A 17,380-nucleotide genomic window follows, 5' to 3' on the forward strand; every position below is an offset into this window, starting at 1 on the left:
CCTACTTAAAAAACTATTGAAGAAAAAAAATGGTTCAAAAATAATAAGTGTAAAGTAATATTGTCCATTTAAAATTCTTTTCATTTAATGACAAAAAAATCAATTAAAAACGATAAAATTATACTCTTTTTTAATTATTACCACAATAACAAGCATTTGTTTTCTAAAACCTTTAAAGATTTAGAAAACATTTATAAAATTAATTTATTACTGCTATATTTTTGCTTTTTGATTGATATAAAATTTGTAGATAAATACGATAAATCAGGAACCTTTTATTTAAAAAACGGAACAAAAATCCCTGTTTCTTCACGAAAGAAAGAATCTTTTCTTTCTACTTTATTCTAATGGAATAAGAAATAATACTATTTCTTACAATCAAATTTTTATTCAACGGTAACGAATATCGATTCAAAGGAATCGGATATTGGTTGAGTATTTTATGTTGTTAATTTAATAAATACATTGCAGTATTCATTTTTAAAATAACCTCATGAAAAAAAATTACATTACTTTTTTATTAGTCTTGTCTTCTTTATTTATAACCTCTTGTGGAGGTGGAAGTTCAAAACAAGAAGCCAATGCAACCGGTTTTTCGGTAATTGAAAACCAAATTAAAGATAAATTTGGTAAAGAAGCTTATTATACGGATTTGTCGATTACTTACAACGAGTCAATTGGGAATATTGTTAGCGTAACCGTTACCGATAATCCGGAATTACTGCAAATGGCACAATGGAATCAAACGCAAGACAATTGGAACCAAACATCAGACGTAACAATTGAAATTCCGGAAGGAACAAAAGCGACCGATTTCATGTTTCAATTGAATGAAAAAATAAACTTAAAAAAATTAGGCGAATTAGTAGAACAATCGAAAGCCCAACTCACCAAAGAAAAAAGCATAGAAAACCCGAAACTACATATTGCAGCTGTAAAATATCCGGACACAGGTGAGGTTTCTAAAGCCGAATATGTGGTGATGTTACAACCGGAAAATGGTGGAACCACCTTTAGCTTTTCCTACACTTTAGCCGGAGAATTAACTAATATGGATTATTAAAAACTAATTATAAATTAACCTTAAAATACCCAAATCATGAAAAAACAAGTACTTATTTTAATGGTATTTTTCACAACTGTTGTAGGGAATTCTCAAACTTTTGTTGATAATTTTATTACCTATACAGTTCTTTCTACAACCGCTAATACAGTTGAAATTACAAATTACAACATAGCAGGTGGAACTAACGTTGTAATTCCAGCTACAGTTGGTTATAATAATACAACATACAATGTAATAAGTATAGGTGCAAATAGTTTTCTGCAAAAAGGATTAGTTAACGTTGACATACCATATGGTGTTACAAGTATTGGAATTCAAGCTTTTAGAAACAATTCATTATCTACTGTTTTAATTCCTAATAGCGTAGTTGTAATTCATAATAATGCTTTTATGCAAAATCAGTTAACAAGTGTTATAATTTCTAATAGCGTTACAACTATTGGACAACAAGCTTTTAGTTATAATCAATTAACTGGTATTTCAATTCCTACTAGCGTAACAACTATTGGTAATTATGCCTTTTCAGATAATTTACTTACAAGTGTTACTATACCAAATAGTATAACAAACCTTAGCGATGGTCTTTTCAGATCAAACCTATTATCAAATGTAACTATCCCTAATTCTGTTACTTCTATTTCCAATCTATGCTTTCAATCTAACCAACTTACTAGTATTATTATTCCAAATAGTGTTTTAAGTATCGGTGCTGATTCTTTTTCAAACAACCAATTAACCGACGTCGTTATTTCTAATAATGTTACTAGCATAGGTAATTATGCATTTCAACAAAATCAACTAACTAGTGTTCTACTACCTAATAGTGTTACAAATATTGGTTATGGTTCATTTAGCTATAATCCTTTAACTAGTGTGACTTCTTTAAGTATTACACCTCCAACAATTATAACTGGTTCAGATGATTCATTTTCTGCTAATCGCAGTACTATTCATCTTCACATTCCAGCGGGCACTTTAGGAGCTTATGTTACAGATCCCGGAGCATTATGGACTGGTTTTGCACCTGTAACCGAAGATGCTTTAAGCACGTCTAATTTTGAATTGGAAAATGATATTAAAATAATATCAACTGAAAATAGTATTAAAGTATTTGCTAGTAATCAATTACAATTAGAGAATTACACCGTTTTCAATTTATTTGGTCAAGAAATTGCAAAAGGCGATGCAAGTGAAATCCCGACCAATTCCTATTCAAAAGGTATATATATTATATTGCTAAATTTTGATGAGGGAACTGTAGTTAAAAAAGTTATCATTAATTAAAATTAAATACTATGAAAAAGACAAAAAAAATTTTTATTATTCTGTTAGTTTTAAATTTCATATATTCTTGCAACTCAGATGAAAATAATTTAGATCATCAGTCAAGTAATTTTTATGCCCTTACTGTGGGAAACTCTTGGGAATATAACTATTACCTAAGGGAAAATGCCACAAACAATTTTCTGCCTACACCAGTAACGGAAACTGTTGATATTACTGAAACTATTGTGCTAAATAATAAAACCTATTATAACTTTAAGCATATAGTTAACGGGAATGATGGAAATTATAGTTCACTTCCCTCTAATGGAGAAAGAAATTATGTATTAAGGGATTCACTAGGATTTTTAATAGATGAAACAGGTCTAATTAAGTATAATAATAGTAACAACAATGAATATTTTGTTGATCAAATGAATGATGAGCTTTCTTATTATCTAAAGCTTTCCGATATGGATAATAATATTATAACCAACGCAGGAAGTTTTATGTGTTATGACAATCATTATTATTTAAAAGATGGAGATGGAAACCAATCAAATTCTTTAGACCATATCTATAGGGAAATTGGTAAAGGAGAGATTTTAAGAACAATGTCATTTGCATCACAAAATGAACATTTTGCGGAAAAACGTTTAGAATCTTATTCTACTCAATAATTAATTTATATTATAAAATTGCCAAATAATTATAGTTGGTTTTTTATGAAAATTTCGTTTAAAACATACTTGGATAATAAAGTCATTTTTATGCGAAATTTTCTTTTTTTGCTTCTATTAAGTTTTACTTTTTCGTGCCATTGTAACAGAGATATTCATCAGCCGAAATACCTGCGTTGGGTTGGAGATATAGAATACAATGATAAACTAGATAATTCCAATTTTAAAATCTGTAATGGTGAAGAAAATGTGCTCCAATATTTCAGCACAGCAGAAGGTCCTGTTTATTTTGGAGAAAAGAGTGTCCTTTTAGAAATATTTAAAACTAAATATTCACCAAAATATGATAGTTCCCAAAATGGTTTAATACGAATTCGTTTTATTGTGAATTGTGAAGGTAAGGCAGATCGATTTAGAATGATACAATCTAATTTTGATTATGAAGAGTTTGAGTTTAATACTAAAATCACAACCCAGCTGTTAGTCATAACAAGAAGTATTGAAAAGTGGGAAGTTTTATACCAAGATAATGTTCCTGTAGATTATTACAAATATTTGATTTTTAAGATTAAGAATGGACAAATTGATCAAATTTTACCATGATTAGAGCTTTTTATTTATTTGTAGTTTTTTTTGTATATCAAAATATTTATGCACAACCTAATTGTGAAGTTTTTAAGTATAATGGTGATACTCTTAAATATGAAGCTTGTAAAAAGGCAATGGGAATTAAGGGGCAATATCAATTTAGTAAAGAGTATCAATCTATTCTTAATGAATCTTTAAAAATCGATTCAACTTTTGATTATGCTTATTGGGCAAAATCGATTGCATATTTAAAAAGTGGTGACTTTATAACTTGGAAAAAATTAATTGATAAAGCTGTAGATTTAAATCCAGTTGAGTATTTGGGTTATAGAGGCTGGTGTCGTTATCAATTTTTTAGAGATTATGAAGGAGCTATTAATGATATTGAAGCCTTAGAAAAAATAAAAGAAGGCGATATTGCTTATTCGCAAAACGGAACGTATCATCTAAAAATCGTTAAAGGGTTATGCTATAAAGCTATTGGTAAAAAAGATAAGGCTATTGAGATAATTGAAAACCAACTAATTATTAATGAGAAAATTGATTTTGTTGGACAATTTGATTATTTACATTTGGGAGTTTTGTATCTAGAAACAAATCAACTAGAAAGAGCAATTGAAACTTTTAATAAGCAGTCTATTAGCTATGAATTAGCTGAAAATCAATATTATTTAGCATTAACATATTTACAATTGAAAGATAATGATAAATATATTTCCTGTTTACTGGAGGCCAAAGCGTTATATCTTAAAGGAAGTAAAGTAATGGACGTCTATGATAATCCTATGGATAAAATTTATTTAACTGATATTGAAAACAAATTATAATTAAAATAAAAAAAATGGAAAATCTAATTACAATTAAGAATCAATACAATTCGCTAGATGAATTACAATACGCTTTAATAAATAATTCAAATTATAGTTGTACCAAAGAATATGATATTTGGGAACATCGAGTAGATAATAATGGACAAATGGCGCAATGCCTTGTGTTAAAGAAGAGTAACATGCATGCTGTTAAATTGTTTTTTATAAATGAAAACACATTAAAAGCAAATCATATTATTCCAAACAAAATTATGCAGGCTTATTTTGGTAAAAGTCAAAAAGCATATCAAAATGTACTTGAAATTATTACAGGTAAAATTAAAACAGCCGTTTTAGAACCAGCTCAAAATAAGGCTTTTAATGAGATTGAAGCAGAAATTATTAAAGTCGTTTCCTAAATTTATATTCTTACTGATGCGAATAGATTGTATTACGTAATCTTAGAAACAGAATCACATAAACAAATTGTAAAAATTATAAACAATAATTGTTTACTAATTTTATTAGCGATTTTATTACATTTATATCAATTTTTTTACTTGCATGTAGTTTAAAAATTATGAACTTAAAATTCAGAAATGGGACAATAAAGGACAAAGACAAGCTACAAGAATTAGGAATTCTTTCGTACAGTCAACACCAACAAGCTATGACACCAGAGAACTGGAACAAATACAGTTCCTTTATGTCAAACCCTGAAACTTTTACCTACTTAATGAACACTTCAACGTGTTTCTTATGTGAATACGAAAATGAAATTATTGGAATGGCATTTTTGGTTTCAAATGGACATCCAACGGAACTATTTGAAAGCGAATGGAGTTACATAAGAATGGTGGGGGTTCATCCTGATTTTGGTGGAAATGGAATTGCAAAAAAGTTAACCCAAATGTGTATTGATTTGGCGAAAGAAACCAACGAAAGCTTTGTTGCATTACATACATCAGAATTTATGAATACTGCAAAACATATTTATGAAAGTTTTGGATTTCAAGTTATCCGCGAACTAACTCGATATGACAAGAAATATTGGATATATCTTTTAAAACTTACCACTAATGACAACAATTAATTATCAAATTGAAGAAAAAATTTCGATAGAAGAATTTAAAAATGTTTTAATTAATTCTACTTTAGGAGAAAGAAGACCTGTGGACGATGAAGTAACATTATCCAAAATGATTGAGCATGGAAATTTGATTGTTACAGCAAGAGAAAATGGGAAATTAATTGGAGTTGCTCGTTCATTGACAGATTTTAATTATTGTACCTATTTATCCGATTTGGCTGTGGACGAAAAATATCAAAAAATGGGAATTGGAAAAGAGTTAATACGACAAACAAAACTAGCTTCATCTAAAGCAAAATTGATTCTCTTATCAGCTCCAAAAGCAGTCAATTATTACCCAAAAATTGGTATGGCACACTGGGAACAATGTTATGTTTTGGATCAATTGGAAGACCTCAAATAAACATATATGATTGATTATAATAACAAACTATTCAGACCAGTCGTTAACACTGAAAACGGAGAGACTTCCAGCGAAACGGTTTTTATTTACAAGCAAGTGGGTAACATTTTGACATCAAAATACTCCGGTGGTAAAATAATAAAAGGACATTTGATTGGCCTGGTTAATGATAAAGGGGAAATTGATATGCGATACCATCAAGTAAACCAAAAAGGAGAACTCATGACCGGAATCTGTCATTCAAAACCAGAAATAATGGAAAACGGAAAAATTCGGCTTCACGAAACGTGGCAATGGACTTCGGGTGATTATTCCAACGGAGAGTCCATTATTGAAGAACAAGGATGATGTCAATTATTCATGAACTTTTATAGCTCAACAAATCTAAACTCAAAAAATATGAAACAATACGCAATAATAATTCCTTTTTTAGTTTTTTCAAATTTTGCTTTTTCGCAAGACTTTGAGCAATCGTTTGTTTCTAAAGATATTGAAAATTTTTGGGAAGCATATGATAAAATTACAACAACAAAAGATTCTTTGCTTCAACAAAAATACCTCAAAGAACTTTATTTAGATAAAGCCACTGAAGGACTAAAGAGTTTAATTTTAGTTCGAAATTATTCGGAAAAAGAATTTTTGGATTACATCAATAATTGCCCCAATTTTTGGAACTCAATCAAGAACAACACTTTGAATGTAAGTGAGTTATATCCGGAAATAGAAAGTAATATTCAAAAATTAAAGGTGTATTATCCGGACTTAAAGCAAAGGCCTATTTATTTTTTAATAGGAGCTTTTCGAACCGGAGGAACCATACACGAAAATAAAGTATTAATTGGATCAGAGATTTCACTAGCAGATGAAAAAACGGTTATAGACGAATTACCGGAATGGAGGAAACCGTTTTTTGTTGAGTATAAAAATCCAATAAAAGGAATAGCTTTATTATGTACACACGAATATATTCACACACAACAAAAAGAATTCGTAGACAATCTGTTGAGCTATTGCCTTTACGAAGGAGTTGCAGAATTTGTATCTTGCAAAGTAACCGGTAAAGCATCAAATGCTCCTGCAATAACATTCGGAAAAGCCAATGAAAGTGAAGTTATCAAACAATTTGTGAAAGACCTATTTACGGGTGAGAATATTTACAATTGGTTGTGGGGTGAAAATTCAAATCATTTAAAAGTGAGAGATTTGGGTTATTACATTGGTTATGAAATTGCTGAACGTCATTTCAACACATCCACTGATAAAAAGAAAGCAATAAAAGAATTAATTGAACTCGATTATACCAATGAAAACGAAGTAGAAAAAATGGTTGATGGAACTAATTTTTTACCCAAAACGCTAAAGGATTTATATACTGAGTATCAAAACAAACGTCCCAAAATTATTGCTATAAAACAATTCAAGAATGGAAGCCAAAAAGTAAATCCAAAAACTTCTCAAATCACCATTGACTTTTCTGAACCAATGGATGATTGTTGTCGTGGGTTTGATTTTGGAGATATGGGTCAAGAACATTCCATTCAAATTAAAAATATCGTGGGTTGGTCTGTAGATAAAAAAAGTTTAACTTTAGAAATTAACGAACTGAAACCCAATTGGAATTATCAATTAATAGTAAAAAATTTTAGAGGTATAAGTGGATTTCGACTAATTGACTATCAGTTAGCATTTAAAACAAAAAAAAGTAATAACAAGTGAAAATTCAAAATTAAATGACAACAGTGGAAAGACAGACCATAAAAACCGAAAGAATTTTACTTCGTCACATAGTTGAAAATGACATAGAAAACATTTTCAAAGGACTATCGCATCCTGACGTCATAAAATATTATGGAGTCAACTTTCAGTCCTTAGAGGCAACAAAAGAGCAAATGGATTGGTTTGCCGGCTTGGAAAAAGAGGAAACAGGAATTTGGTTTGCTGTTTGTTCATTAGATAACCAGACTTTTTATGGTGCCGGCGGACTAAACAACTTGAGTAAAGAACATAAAAAAGCAGAAATCGGTTTTTGGTTATTACCCAATTATTGGGGACTAGGAATTATGCAAGAAGCAATGCCATTAATATGTAACTATGGTTTTGAAAAACTTGGCCTTCACAGAATTGAGGGCATTGTTGAAACAGAAAATAAAAATTGTAAAAATGCAATGGCTAAACTTGATTTCCGACACGAAGGCACAATGACAGACTGCGAAATGAAGAATGGAAAATTTATAAGTTTAGATATTTATGCAAAGATAAAAATTGAATGACCACCTATGAGAATTAGAATCCTGAATAGCTCATATTGCATTGATTGGGTAAAAATGTTTAGTTGAATAGGGTATAAAAATAGGCTAGCTCCAAAACAGACAAACTGAAAAATAATAAAACAAGATAAGCAAAAAAACATAAAATTACAAATTTCGACTGGACAACTTTTAAAAGTGAAACTCCGACTAGCTCACGACTCTGAAACAAAAAGCAGGAATAATTGGAAATAAAATAAATTGTAAATGGCTCAATGAAAAAAATTGAAACATTAGAAAAAGTATCATTTGATGAAATTGCAGAAACATTTAATTCTGCATTTTCTGATTATTTATTTCCTATTCAAATAAATAAAGAACAAATCAAGAACAAGTTTTTAAGTGAAGGTGGTAGATTGGATTTATCTGTAGGTGTTTTTGAAAACAATAGTTTAATTGCTTTTATTTTACATTTTCTTGATAGCTCAGCTGAAAAAAAAGTAATCTACAATGGCGGAACGGGTGTGCTACCAAATTATAGAGGTAATAATCTTACTTCTAAAATGTACGATTTTATTTTACCAATATTGAGGAAAAATCAAGTAGAACAAATGGTGTTAGAAGTTTTGACAGAAAATATACCTGCGATAAAAATATATCAAAATCATGGTCATAAAGTAAGAAGAGAACTATATTGCTATAAAGGAAAATTAATATTTAAAACACCAAAGTTAAATGACAATAGTTATGAGATTATTAAAATCAATGATTTGAATTGGAAATTAGTACAAACATTTTGGGATTATCCTATAACATGGCAAAATTCCATCACAACTATGAATAATCTTAAAAATCAAATTCTAAAATTGGGAATTGTAAAAGACAAGGTCTTGGTGGGTTATGTAATTTATAATCCTAAAATGAAAAGGATACATCAATTAGCTATAGATAAATACCACAGAAATATTGGTCTGGGAAATCTTTTATTAAATTCAATTTTTGAAATTGAAAAAGAAGAAATCTCTATTATAAATATTGACAAAAGAACTGATAATATGAAACAATTTCTGGAAAATAGGGGATTAAGCTTTTATAGCAGTCAATATGAAATGGAGCGTGAATTATAAATACAATAATCCTCATGAAATCATTAACTCCCTAAAAAAAAGATATGAAACTAAAAATCGCTACAAGCCAATTTTCTGTAAGTTCGGATATAGTTAAGAACAAATCAAAAATCTTGAAACAGATAAAAGAAGCAAAAGAATATGGAGCACAATTGATTCATTTTCCAGAAGGGAGTTTATCAGGATATGCTGGTGTCGATTTTGAATCTTTCACAGAATTTGACTGGAAAGAATTGGTTGATTCAACACTAGAAATCCTTCAAGAAGCAAAAAAAAGTAACATTTGGGTTCTTCTTGGCTCTGCTCATATGCTTGAAAATCATAAACCACACAATAGTTTATACATTATTGACAATTCAGGATCCATAGTTGATAGATATGACAAAATGTTCTGTGCAGGAACAGAGGAAGAAAATACGGATGACTTATTGCACTTTTCTCCTGGTGATCATTTTTCAACCTTTGAAATTGATGGAATTAAGTGTGGGGTTTTAATATGTCATGAATTTAGATACCCTGAATTATATAGGGAATATAAGAAAATGAATGTAGAAATTATGTTTCACTCCTATCATGCCGGAAATATGAATCCAACAAGAAAAGCCGATATGGAAGCAGCCGTTGGTAAAGAAAATTTTGAGTTCAATTTCGGAAAAACGATACCTGAAATTACCATGCCTTCAACAATGATTTCTTATGCAGCCAATAATTACTTGTGGATAAGTTGTAGTAATACATCAGCGAAAGAAAGTTGCTGGGCAAGTATGACTGTAAGACCTGATGGAATTGTGGTCGGAAAACTTGATAAAAATAAAGACGGGATTCTCATCACTGAAATTGACACTGACAAAAAATACTATGATGCAACAAAGTTTTGGAGAAATAGAGCTATGAATGGAATATACCATAGTGGAAATTTAGTAGAGGATAGTAGGTCAAAAAATAAAAATGAGATTTAAAAATCTTAAGTTGATAAAAGTTTGTAATAGGATAATGAAGCACTTCTAATCCGGCATAAGGCAAATTTCACTTTAGCAAGTAAAATAGTAAAAAAACAAAACATGACATTTAGGTACGCAAGACATACAACAGACTTAAATAGAATTGAAAAATTTTATACAGAAATCGTAGGGCTTGAAAAATTGGGTGGTTTTGAAAATCACAATCGTTATGACGGACTTTTTCTGGGTTATCCTAACGAAAATTGGCATTTAGAATTTACTACTTCTATGAATAAACCAAATAGTAAGTTTGATGAAAAGGATATGCTTGTTTTTTATTTGAACTCAGAAGCTGAATTCAAACGAATTAAAAAAGTAATTAACCAAAAAAATATACTACTTGAAAATCCTAAGAATCCTTATTGGGCAGAAAATGGTATTTTGATTTCAGATCCTGACAATTTTAAAGTTGTTTTTTCTATGAAACAACTTATGTTCAATTCTAGGGACAAGTTAACGACATTAATTTTAAACAAAGGAATTAACAACTGGAGCGAATTAATCGACTTTACTCAAAAATTACCTTATGGAAGAAATGAAAACCGACAAGACTTTTCTCTTGTTATGAAAGAAAATAAAGGAACTTGTAGTTCTAAGCACTCATTCTTAAAAAAAGTTGCTGATTTGAATCATTTTGACAATGTAAAACTAATTATAGGAATGTATAGAATGAACAATTTGAATACCCCAAAAATTGAAGATACCATTTTAAAATGTGGATTAGACTATATTCCGGAGGCACATTGTTATTTAAAGTTAAATAACCAACGAATTGACATTACGAATGCTCATGCTGACATTGAAAATTTAATTCCTGACATTATAGAAGAAATTGAAATCGAACCAGAACAAGTGAGTACCTTCAAAGTAGATTATCATAAAAATTACCTACAAAATTGGATTATTAAAAATGAAATGAAATTAAAATTTGAGGAGATATGGGAAATAAGAGAACAATGTATTAAGAAACTAGAACAATCAGATTTGCACGTCAAAACTTTTTAAAATATGGTTTTGGTGTTTTCAAAAAATGCTCGATACAAATACGAAGTGTTTTATTTCAAATGTGGTTTTACTTAAAAAAATAACCTTCACCAAGCCCAACTAAATTCATTATGAAAATAAAAAAATACATCTTTTTTTTAGGATTACTTATTTCACTCATTATGGCATGTGGTATTAATGTACAAAACAACAAAAAGTACATTTATTATTTACACGGCAGAATAATTGAAATTCAAGGGAAAAATGCAATCAGTGAAGAATATGGTAAATATGAATTTGACAGTATAGTTATGGCATTAAGTGCACCCAATCATGTTGTAATTGCAGAGGTTAGAACTGAAAATGTTGTTTATAACGACTATGCAAATAAGGTTTCCAAAGAAATAGATAGTTTGATTACAACAGGAGTTCAACCAACAGATATTACCATAATTGGGGCTTCCAAAGGAGCAATCATCGCTAGTCATATTTCTAACAAAAATCTGAATCCTGTAAATTATGTTTTACTTGCCGGAAACAATGGGTACCAAGAGCAGAATAATGATTGGAAATTTCACGGTCAAGTGTTATGTATTTATGATTTATCAGACAGTATTGCTGGGAAAAATTATAATTATTGGAAAAACAAAGAGAATTATACTAATAAATTTGAGCAAATAGAATTAAAAACCCATTTAGGTCATGAATTTCTCTACAAACCAATAAAGGAATGGATTGAGCCAACAAGAAAATGGATATTGAAGCAAGAATTATAATGGATAAATAAGCATGATAGCAACTACACCAAAACCGCCTTATTATGCGGTAATTTTCAGTTCAGTAAATACAGAAAATAATGAAGACTACTCAGAAATGGCAGAGCAAATGGTTGAATTGGCGAGTCAACAAGAAGGATTCCTTGGAATAGAAAGTGCCAGAAACGACATAGGAATTACCGTATCCTATTGGAAAGATTTAGAATCGATTAAAAAATGGAAAGAAAATACCGAACATTCTTTTGCACAAATACAAGGCCGAGAAAAATGGTATCAATCCTACAAAACTAGAATTGCTTTAGTTGAAATAGATTATGAGTTTGTTAAGGAAAGTGAATAATATAAAAATTAAGAAACTATATGGAAAGTTATTATGCGATAGAAACAGAAAGGTTACAATATAGAAAGCTTACAAAAGATGATATTCCTCTATGGTCAACTTTCTTTGAAAATAATGATAGAATAAAATTTTTAGGAGTTGATGTAACTAAAAAGCCAAATTCTTTAGCAAAAGAATGGATAGAAATGCAGTTTGACAGATATGAAGATAATGGATTAGGTCATTTAGCAATTATACTTAAGGAAACAAAAGAATTAATTGGTTTAGGAGGAATAATTCCAAGAGATTTTAAAGAAAATAAAGAATTTGAAATTGCGTATTCGTTATTTCCAAAATATTGGGGTAAAGGTTATGCAACTGAACATGCAATTGCAATGAAAAATTTTGGATTTAAAAATATTGATACTGAACGTTTTATTTCAATAATTGATGTTGATAATTTTGATTCTGAAAAAGTTGCTAGGAAAAATAAAATGGAAATACTTTTTAAAACCGAACATTTAGGAATGAATGTGAATGTATTTGGGGTTTATAAAATATAATTGAATGGTAACAACAATAAAAAAATTGGAGGAATTAATTACCCAACTACAAAAGTATGTTTCTGAAACATCTGAAGCCGAAATTTCAAACAAACCAAACACTGAAAAATGGTCAAAAAAAGAAATTTTGGGGCATTTAGTAGATTCTGGGATTTATAATATTCAACGGTTTACAGAAATCCAATTTAAAGAACAATCATATCGATTACAAAATTACAATCAAGATGAATTAGTAAAAGCAAATAGTTATCAAAATTCATCTACAAATGATATTCTTGATTTATTATGTGCTTTAAACAAGAGAATAATTGAATTAATAAAGTTTCAAGATCATTTAACACTTAAGAATGAAATCATATTATCAAGTGGAGAAATTATAAATTTCAAATTCTTAATTGAAGATTATGTAATTCATTTTGAACATCATACTAAGCAAATAGTAGAATAGAAAATGAGGGATTACTTATTAATATTATTTATTTTCTCAGTAAAATTGAATTGTCAAGCACAAAGCACTAATGTTGAAGATTTTATCCCAAAAGGCTATGTTTTATACGAAAAAGTCTTTGGTGATTTAAATAACGACAACCAAGAAGATTGTATTCTTATCATAAAAGGAACAAGTAAAGACAACTTTGAAATTAATCGTTTTGATGAAGTTGTAGATCGCAATCGAAGAGGAATAATCATTTTATTTAAAAACGAAAGCGACTATCAAAAAATTACAGAAAATTTAAGTTGTTTTTCTTCAGAAAATGAAGATGGTGGCGTTTATTATGCTCCGGAACTTTCTTTTGATGTTAAAAAAGGAAACTTAATTATTCATTATAGTCACGGTCGTTATGGTTTTTGGAGCTATACCTTTAGATATCAAGATTCAAAATTCAAATTAATTGGCTACGATGAAACAAATGGTGGAGCTATAATTAATGGTCAAACAAGCATTAATTTTTTAACCAAAAAGAAGCTTGTTAGAGAAAATATTAATGAAGATGCTGAAGGAAACGATGAGGTTTTCAAAGAAACTTGGAGTAAAATTAAAATAGACAAATTACTTAATCTATCAGAAATTAAGAATTTTGATGATTTAGATATGTATAATTATTAAAATTTAACCCCTTGCTAATACTACTTCTTTTGTTGCTTTTACTTCTTTTGTTCGCTTTACTTTTTGCGATTTACAAGCTGGTAAAATGGACATTAAAAGATAAAATAAGAGTAAAATGGGCATTCACTTTGCTTTTTGCCTTGGGATTAGTAATAGCAATAAAAAAAGTCTATTTTACGAGAATGGAATTTATTCAATCCAAAGTTTATTCTAATTTATACATTGTTGAAAACCCTGAAAAAGACAGTTTACTGGTAAAAAAAGCAATATTAGAAAAAATTAAAGAACATCTTAGAACGCAACATAAACAAAAAAATAAACTTTCCTACTCAAATGAAACAGATTGTATTTACTTTTATGAAAATGGTGGAAGAACATTAGGTTTTCTTGGTGAAGCAGGTACAAGTTATTTTATCGATAATGAAGAAGATTTAGGTGGATTTGTCTCAGAAGAATTAGGAATGTATCCAGAGTATAGATTGGTTGAATTTTATTATCAATTACCTGAAAATAAGACAAATGAGATTTTCGGCGAGATCAATTATTTTTATGAAGGAAAGCACGTAAATACCGATTCTGTAAAAATTCAAATAAAAAAATGAAAAATGAAAGCCAATATAATCTTTTCATATCAATCCTAAATGGAATATTTTTTTTACTATTCCTTCTTTTTTGTATCGATAGTTTTACCAATGTAGATATTACGAAGCAAGAATTAAAATCAGTAGTCTATTTTGGAATTTTGGTAAGCACACCTGTTGTTTTGATTGTCAATGGATTGTTTTATAAACAACTAAAACCTAAAATAAAAAGTTTACTATTTCCTTTTTTGGTTTTTGTTTTTATATTAATTATTGGTCCAACAAAAATTGTGTTTTCTTCACGTGTTTGGAAAACCAATAAAATACTATTTATAAATAAAGAAAATCAAAATCTTAAAGTTGAATTCCAAATGCAAGACATGGGAGCTTTAGGATATAACAAGCGTACAGTAGAAGTATTACATCATAATAAATGGTTTATGACTGTAAAATCTAAAAACAAAAATTTTGAACTCAATACTAATTGGATTAAAGTGAACAACTAATGAAAACATTTTTATTTTTTATTACACTATCAATCACACTATTATTTTCATGTAAAGAAAATACTAAAAATGAAAATGAAGAATCTCTAGTAAATGAAAATGCACTAGAATCTCTAGTAGAAGTAACGAGTGGCTATGCAACTTTTGAAGAAGCATTTCATAAATTACCGTTAAAAAGTGTTCCAATACAAGCAATCATTTCTAAGAATGAAAAAATACTAACTGGAATAAATCCAGTTGCTTTCAGTCTTCCTTCTATTTATGAACTTTGGTTTAATAAAAATTATAATTATCAATTAATATCAGGCTATCGATTAAATCTTTCAAACGATTTTTATACAGCAATTCTAAAAATTAAAATTGGGGAAATAGATCAAGAACATTTGTTAATCAACTATGATTTTGATGGTAAAATTATTGATTCTATTCTAGTAGCCATTTTTTCTGATGGTGAATATGAATACTCAACAACCAAATCAACTATTAACCAAAATGAAATTTTAATTACATCTAATTTTTTTGTTAAAGATGCTGATGATAGTGAAGAAATGCAACGAATTATTAAAATATTACCTGATGGAAAATTAAAAGAAATTTCTGAGAAAGAATCCATTTTAGATTTTGTTGCCAAAGAGCTAAATATAGAAAATCCCAAACGAATTAAAGATTTAGAAGCGTTTAAATTGCAACCAAATAATCCAAAGGAAGCTATTGTAGTAATTCCCGAAATTATGGAAGGAAGCAAAGAAGAAGAATTTTTTAGATTAAATTCACATATTGCCATTGTAAATTTAAAGTCCAAAACCATTACACACCAATATTTTGAAAGTCATAAAACAAATGGTTGGGTATCTGATGCTATTCGTTTAGATGAAATAAAAATTGATACTGCTCCTTATTTTGTTAACGAGTCAACTAGAGCATTCGGAATTAGAGTTTCGTATTTTGGCAGCTCAAGAGTTAATCCTTACTATAACCAAACTCTTTCCTTATTTATAAAAGAAAATAATACCTTAAAAAAGATTCTGCATAACTTCAACATAGAAAAAAATACCGGTGAATGGAATGGGAATTGTGAAGGTGAATTTTTCAATGAAAGTAAAACACTTGTTATTTCTAAAAAAAAAACAAACGGTTATGTAGATATTTTAGTTAAACACAAACTTGCAAAGTCCATTGCTTTTCTGAATCAAAATGATGAATGCGATGAAAAAGATACTATTTCAAATTCATCTTCTATCTTAAGATTTGATGGCCAACTCTATAATTAATTTTAAATGGATAAAATTTAACTTGAAAGTTGTTTTTATTAATTGATATAAACCGAAAGTAGAAAAAAAGTAAAAAAGAATTGAAGTACTATTATACCATATCGGTTTTGGGCTTGCCCAAGGTGGAGTTTTTGAAATACTAATGCTCAAATTTACGATAATGTTTAACAGAATTCCAAAATGGGGACTTGCATTTCTGCACTGCTTTTGGCAAAGCCTTAATGGCGGCTGAAGTATTGGTTAATATTTAATAGTTATAACTTCTCCTTGTTTAATTAAGGGGACAATTTGTTCTGGTGCTGAATTTGTGAATTTTTGGTCCGGATATAAATGATATATTCCAAATTTTTCAGTGTCAATTTTTAACTTTTTTTCTTTAGCGTCCAACATTATCCAATAGGGAACAAAAGCCCAATTTATGTTTTTGACTGTTGAAATTAAATCTGCACTTTCTGTGTCGCCCGATAAAAATATTCTTTTTCCGTGCCAAGTAATTAGATAAGAATAATGTTTGAAAGTAAATCGATGTTTTGTTTTAAAGCTTTCGATTTTGAAGTCTTCTATCAAGTTATTTATTTTATCAATTTTTTTAATATTCCAATTACCAAAAACTTTTCCTTGATGTTTGCTTTTTATTTGCTTTAGAATTTTTTTTGAATAGTGGTCTGCATGTCTGTGTGTAAAGAGAAAAATAGAGTTTTCCTTTATGCTGTCAATTTCTGTTTGGTCATATTTCATATAACCAAAAGCACCAGATTTATATGGAAAATCAATATATAAATTCGATATTCCGTCAGTCAGATAAAGTCCGCAATTTCCAATAAATTTAATCTTTATTTCGTTTGATTGGCTGTTACTAAAATTTGAAATTCCGAATAGTGAAATCAAAATTAATAATTGTCTATAAAAATTTGTCATATTTGTTGTTTTTGTTTGTTCGTTGTCTTGTTTAGAAATATTACTGCATACATTTTTTAAAAACCGAAAACCTGTCTTTAA

Annotated in this window: 23 protein-coding genes; 22 read left to right on the forward strand and 1 reads right to left on the reverse strand. The window is 28.8% G+C overall.

Annotated features, from left to right (window positions below; translation table 11 throughout):
• The first annotated feature begins 493 nt into the window (after positions 1-493).
• From EQG68_RS11745 to EQG68_RS11855, 22 genes are all read left to right on the forward strand, one after another.
• On the forward strand, positions 494-1,063 hold the full coding sequence (locus tag EQG68_RS11745) for a hypothetical protein (protein ID WP_129465082.1): 570 nt from the start codon (positions 494-496) through the stop codon (positions 1,061-1,063).
• Positions 1,064-1,099: 36 nt separating this feature from the next.
• Complete coding sequence (locus EQG68_RS11750; RefSeq protein WP_129465083.1) at positions 1,100-2,350, forward strand: leucine-rich repeat protein; 1,251 nt, start codon at positions 1,100-1,102, stop codon at positions 2,348-2,350.
• Positions 2,351-2,361: 11 nt separating this feature from the next.
• A complete protein-coding gene (locus EQG68_RS11755; RefSeq protein WP_129465084.1) occupies positions 2,362-3,009 on the forward strand; it encodes a hypothetical protein in 648 nt (215 codons plus the stop codon).
• Between the two features lie 90 nt (positions 3,010-3,099).
• Positions 3,100-3,612 (forward strand): hypothetical protein, encoded by a 513-nt coding sequence (locus EQG68_RS11760; protein WP_129465085.1) that lies wholly within the window; start codon positions 3,100-3,102, stop codon positions 3,610-3,612.
• Positions 3,609-4,424, forward strand: a complete 816-nt coding sequence (locus EQG68_RS11765) for a tetratricopeptide repeat protein (RefSeq protein ID WP_129465086.1) — start codon at positions 3,609-3,611, stop codon at positions 4,422-4,424. The genes EQG68_RS11760 and EQG68_RS11765 overlap by 4 nt, the downstream gene beginning before the upstream one ends.
• A gap of 14 nt (positions 4,425-4,438) precedes the next feature.
• Positions 4,439-4,825 carry a hypothetical protein gene (locus EQG68_RS11770; protein WP_129465087.1) on the forward strand — a complete coding sequence of 129 codons (387 nt, stop codon included), beginning with the start codon at positions 4,439-4,441 and terminating at the stop codon, positions 4,823-4,825.
• Between the two features lie 161 nt (positions 4,826-4,986).
• Positions 4,987-5,499, forward strand: a complete 513-nt coding sequence (locus EQG68_RS11775; protein WP_129465088.1) for a GNAT family N-acetyltransferase — start codon at positions 4,987-4,989, stop codon at positions 5,497-5,499.
• On the forward strand, positions 5,486-5,899 hold the full coding sequence (locus tag EQG68_RS11780; protein ID WP_129465089.1) for a GNAT family N-acetyltransferase: 414 nt from the start codon (positions 5,486-5,488) through the stop codon (positions 5,897-5,899). Before EQG68_RS11775 ends, EQG68_RS11780 begins: the two co-directional genes overlap by 14 nt.
• Before the next feature lie 6 nt (positions 5,900-5,905).
• The gene (locus EQG68_RS11785) at positions 5,906-6,247 is read left to right on the forward strand and encodes a n-acetylglutamate synthase (RefSeq protein WP_129465090.1); all 342 of its coding nucleotides are present in this window, start codon (positions 5,906-5,908) and stop codon (positions 6,245-6,247) included.
• 51 nt (positions 6,248-6,298) lie between these two features.
• Complete coding sequence (locus EQG68_RS11790; protein ID WP_164975449.1) at positions 6,299-7,615, forward strand: DUF2268 domain-containing putative Zn-dependent protease; 1,317 nt, start codon at positions 6,299-6,301, stop codon at positions 7,613-7,615.
• A gap of 14 nt (positions 7,616-7,629) precedes the next feature.
• Positions 7,630-8,169, forward strand: a complete 540-nt coding sequence (locus EQG68_RS11795; RefSeq protein ID WP_129465092.1) for a GNAT family N-acetyltransferase — start codon at positions 7,630-7,632, stop codon at positions 8,167-8,169.
• A 251-nt stretch (positions 8,170-8,420) separates the two neighbouring features.
• On the forward strand, positions 8,421-9,272 hold the full coding sequence (locus EQG68_RS11800) for a GNAT family N-acetyltransferase (protein WP_129465093.1): 852 nt from the start codon (positions 8,421-8,423) through the stop codon (positions 9,270-9,272).
• 44 nt (positions 9,273-9,316) lie between these two features.
• Entirely contained in the window at positions 9,317-10,231 is a 915-nt protein-coding gene (locus EQG68_RS11805; protein ID WP_129465094.1) for a carbon-nitrogen hydrolase family protein, read from the forward strand.
• Positions 10,232-10,333: 102 nt separating this feature from the next.
• A complete protein-coding gene (locus tag EQG68_RS15265) occupies positions 10,334-11,278 on the forward strand; it encodes a VOC family protein (protein ID WP_246011741.1) in 945 nt (314 codons plus the stop codon).
• Positions 11,279-11,388: 110 nt separating this feature from the next.
• On the forward strand, positions 11,389-12,033 hold the full coding sequence (locus tag EQG68_RS11820; protein ID WP_129465095.1) for a hypothetical protein: 645 nt from the start codon (positions 11,389-11,391) through the stop codon (positions 12,031-12,033).
• A gap of 13 nt (positions 12,034-12,046) precedes the next feature.
• Positions 12,047-12,373, forward strand: coding sequence for an antibiotic biosynthesis monooxygenase family protein (locus tag EQG68_RS11825; RefSeq protein WP_129465096.1), 327 nt, complete (start codon positions 12,047-12,049; stop codon positions 12,371-12,373).
• A gap of 20 nt (positions 12,374-12,393) precedes the next feature.
• Entirely contained in the window at positions 12,394-12,915 is a 522-nt protein-coding gene (locus EQG68_RS11830; protein WP_129465097.1) for a GNAT family N-acetyltransferase, read from the forward strand.
• 4 nt (positions 12,916-12,919) lie between these two features.
• Entirely contained in the window at positions 12,920-13,363 is a 444-nt protein-coding gene (locus EQG68_RS11835; RefSeq protein ID WP_129465098.1) for a DinB family protein, read from the forward strand.
• Positions 13,364-13,408: 45 nt separating this feature from the next.
• On the forward strand, positions 13,409-14,023 hold the full coding sequence (locus EQG68_RS11840; RefSeq protein WP_246011742.1) for a hypothetical protein: 615 nt from the start codon (positions 13,409-13,411) through the stop codon (positions 14,021-14,023).
• 11 nt (positions 14,024-14,034) lie between these two features.
• Positions 14,035-14,625 carry a hypothetical protein gene (locus tag EQG68_RS11845; protein ID WP_129465100.1) on the forward strand — a complete coding sequence of 197 codons (591 nt, stop codon included), beginning with the start codon at positions 14,035-14,037 and terminating at the stop codon, positions 14,623-14,625.
• Entirely contained in the window at positions 14,622-15,110 is a 489-nt protein-coding gene (locus EQG68_RS11850) for a hypothetical protein (protein ID WP_129465101.1), read from the forward strand. Before EQG68_RS11845 ends, EQG68_RS11850 begins: the two co-directional genes overlap by 4 nt.
• Entirely contained in the window at positions 15,110-16,381 is a 1,272-nt protein-coding gene (locus EQG68_RS11855; RefSeq protein ID WP_129465102.1) for a PA3715 family protein, read from the forward strand. The genes EQG68_RS11850 and EQG68_RS11855 overlap by 1 nt, the downstream gene beginning before the upstream one ends.
• A gap of 240 nt (positions 16,382-16,621) precedes the next feature.
• Here the strand turns inward: EQG68_RS11855 and EQG68_RS11860 are convergent, their stop codons facing one another.
• Positions 16,622-17,299, reverse strand: coding sequence for an MBL fold metallo-hydrolase (locus EQG68_RS11860; protein ID WP_129465103.1), 678 nt, complete (start codon positions 17,297-17,299; stop codon positions 16,622-16,624).
• Positions 17,300-17,380 lie beyond the last annotated feature (81 nt).

It is taken from the genome of Flavobacterium piscinae (assembly GCF_004122145.1).
GTDB lineage: Bacteria > Bacteroidota > Bacteroidia > Flavobacteriales > Flavobacteriaceae > Flavobacterium > Flavobacterium piscinae.

Bases quoted from the DNA above. Each gene is read 5' to 3' on its own strand.
- EQG68_RS11780 (WP_129465089.1), top strand. From the start codon at position 5,486: ATGACAACAATTAATTATCAAATTGAAGAAAAAATTTCGATAGAAGAA.
- EQG68_RS11850 (WP_129465101.1), top strand. From the start codon at position 14,622: ATGAAAAATGAAAGCCAATATAATCTTTTCATATCAATCCTAAATGGA.
- EQG68_RS11750 (WP_129465083.1), top strand. From the start codon at position 1,100: ATGAAAAAACAAGTACTTATTTTAATGGTATTTTTCACAACTGTTGTA.
- EQG68_RS11755 (WP_129465084.1), top strand. From the start codon at position 2,362: ATGAAAAAGACAAAAAAAATTTTTATTATTCTGTTAGTTTTAAATTTC.
- EQG68_RS11785 (WP_129465090.1), top strand. From the start codon at position 5,906: ATGATTGATTATAATAACAAACTATTCAGACCAGTCGTTAACACTGAA.
- EQG68_RS11790 (WP_164975449.1), top strand. From the start codon at position 6,299: ATGAAACAATACGCAATAATAATTCCTTTTTTAGTTTTTTCAAATTTT.
- EQG68_RS11830 (WP_129465097.1), top strand. From the start codon at position 12,394: ATGGAAAGTTATTATGCGATAGAAACAGAAAGGTTACAATATAGAAAG.
- EQG68_RS11795 (WP_129465092.1), top strand. From the start codon at position 7,630: ATGACAACAGTGGAAAGACAGACCATAAAAACCGAAAGAATTTTACTT.
- EQG68_RS11760 (WP_129465085.1), top strand. From the start codon at position 3,100: ATGCGAAATTTTCTTTTTTTGCTTCTATTAAGTTTTACTTTTTCGTGC.
- EQG68_RS11775 (WP_129465088.1), top strand. From the start codon at position 4,987: ATGAACTTAAAATTCAGAAATGGGACAATAAAGGACAAAGACAAGCTA.
- EQG68_RS11855 (WP_129465102.1), top strand. From the start codon at position 15,110: ATGAAAACATTTTTATTTTTTATTACACTATCAATCACACTATTATTT.
- EQG68_RS11770 (WP_129465087.1), top strand. From the start codon at position 4,439: ATGGAAAATCTAATTACAATTAAGAATCAATACAATTCGCTAGATGAA.
- EQG68_RS11800 (WP_129465093.1), top strand. From the start codon at position 8,421: ATGAAAAAAATTGAAACATTAGAAAAAGTATCATTTGATGAAATTGCA.
- EQG68_RS11805 (WP_129465094.1), top strand. From the start codon at position 9,317: ATGAAACTAAAAATCGCTACAAGCCAATTTTCTGTAAGTTCGGATATA.
- EQG68_RS11825 (WP_129465096.1), top strand. From the start codon at position 12,047: ATGATAGCAACTACACCAAAACCGCCTTATTATGCGGTAATTTTCAGT.
- EQG68_RS11820 (WP_129465095.1), top strand. From the start codon at position 11,389: ATGAAAATAAAAAAATACATCTTTTTTTTAGGATTACTTATTTCACTC.
- EQG68_RS15265 (WP_246011741.1), top strand. From the start codon at position 10,334: ATGACATTTAGGTACGCAAGACATACAACAGACTTAAATAGAATTGAA.
- EQG68_RS11745 (WP_129465082.1), top strand. From the start codon at position 494: ATGAAAAAAAATTACATTACTTTTTTATTAGTCTTGTCTTCTTTATTT.
- EQG68_RS11860 (WP_129465103.1), bottom strand. From the start codon at position 17,299: ATGACAAATTTTTATAGACAATTATTAATTTTGATTTCACTATTCGGA.
- EQG68_RS11765 (WP_129465086.1), top strand. From the start codon at position 3,609: ATGATTAGAGCTTTTTATTTATTTGTAGTTTTTTTTGTATATCAAAAT.
- EQG68_RS11835 (WP_129465098.1), top strand. From the start codon at position 12,920: ATGGTAACAACAATAAAAAAATTGGAGGAATTAATTACCCAACTACAA.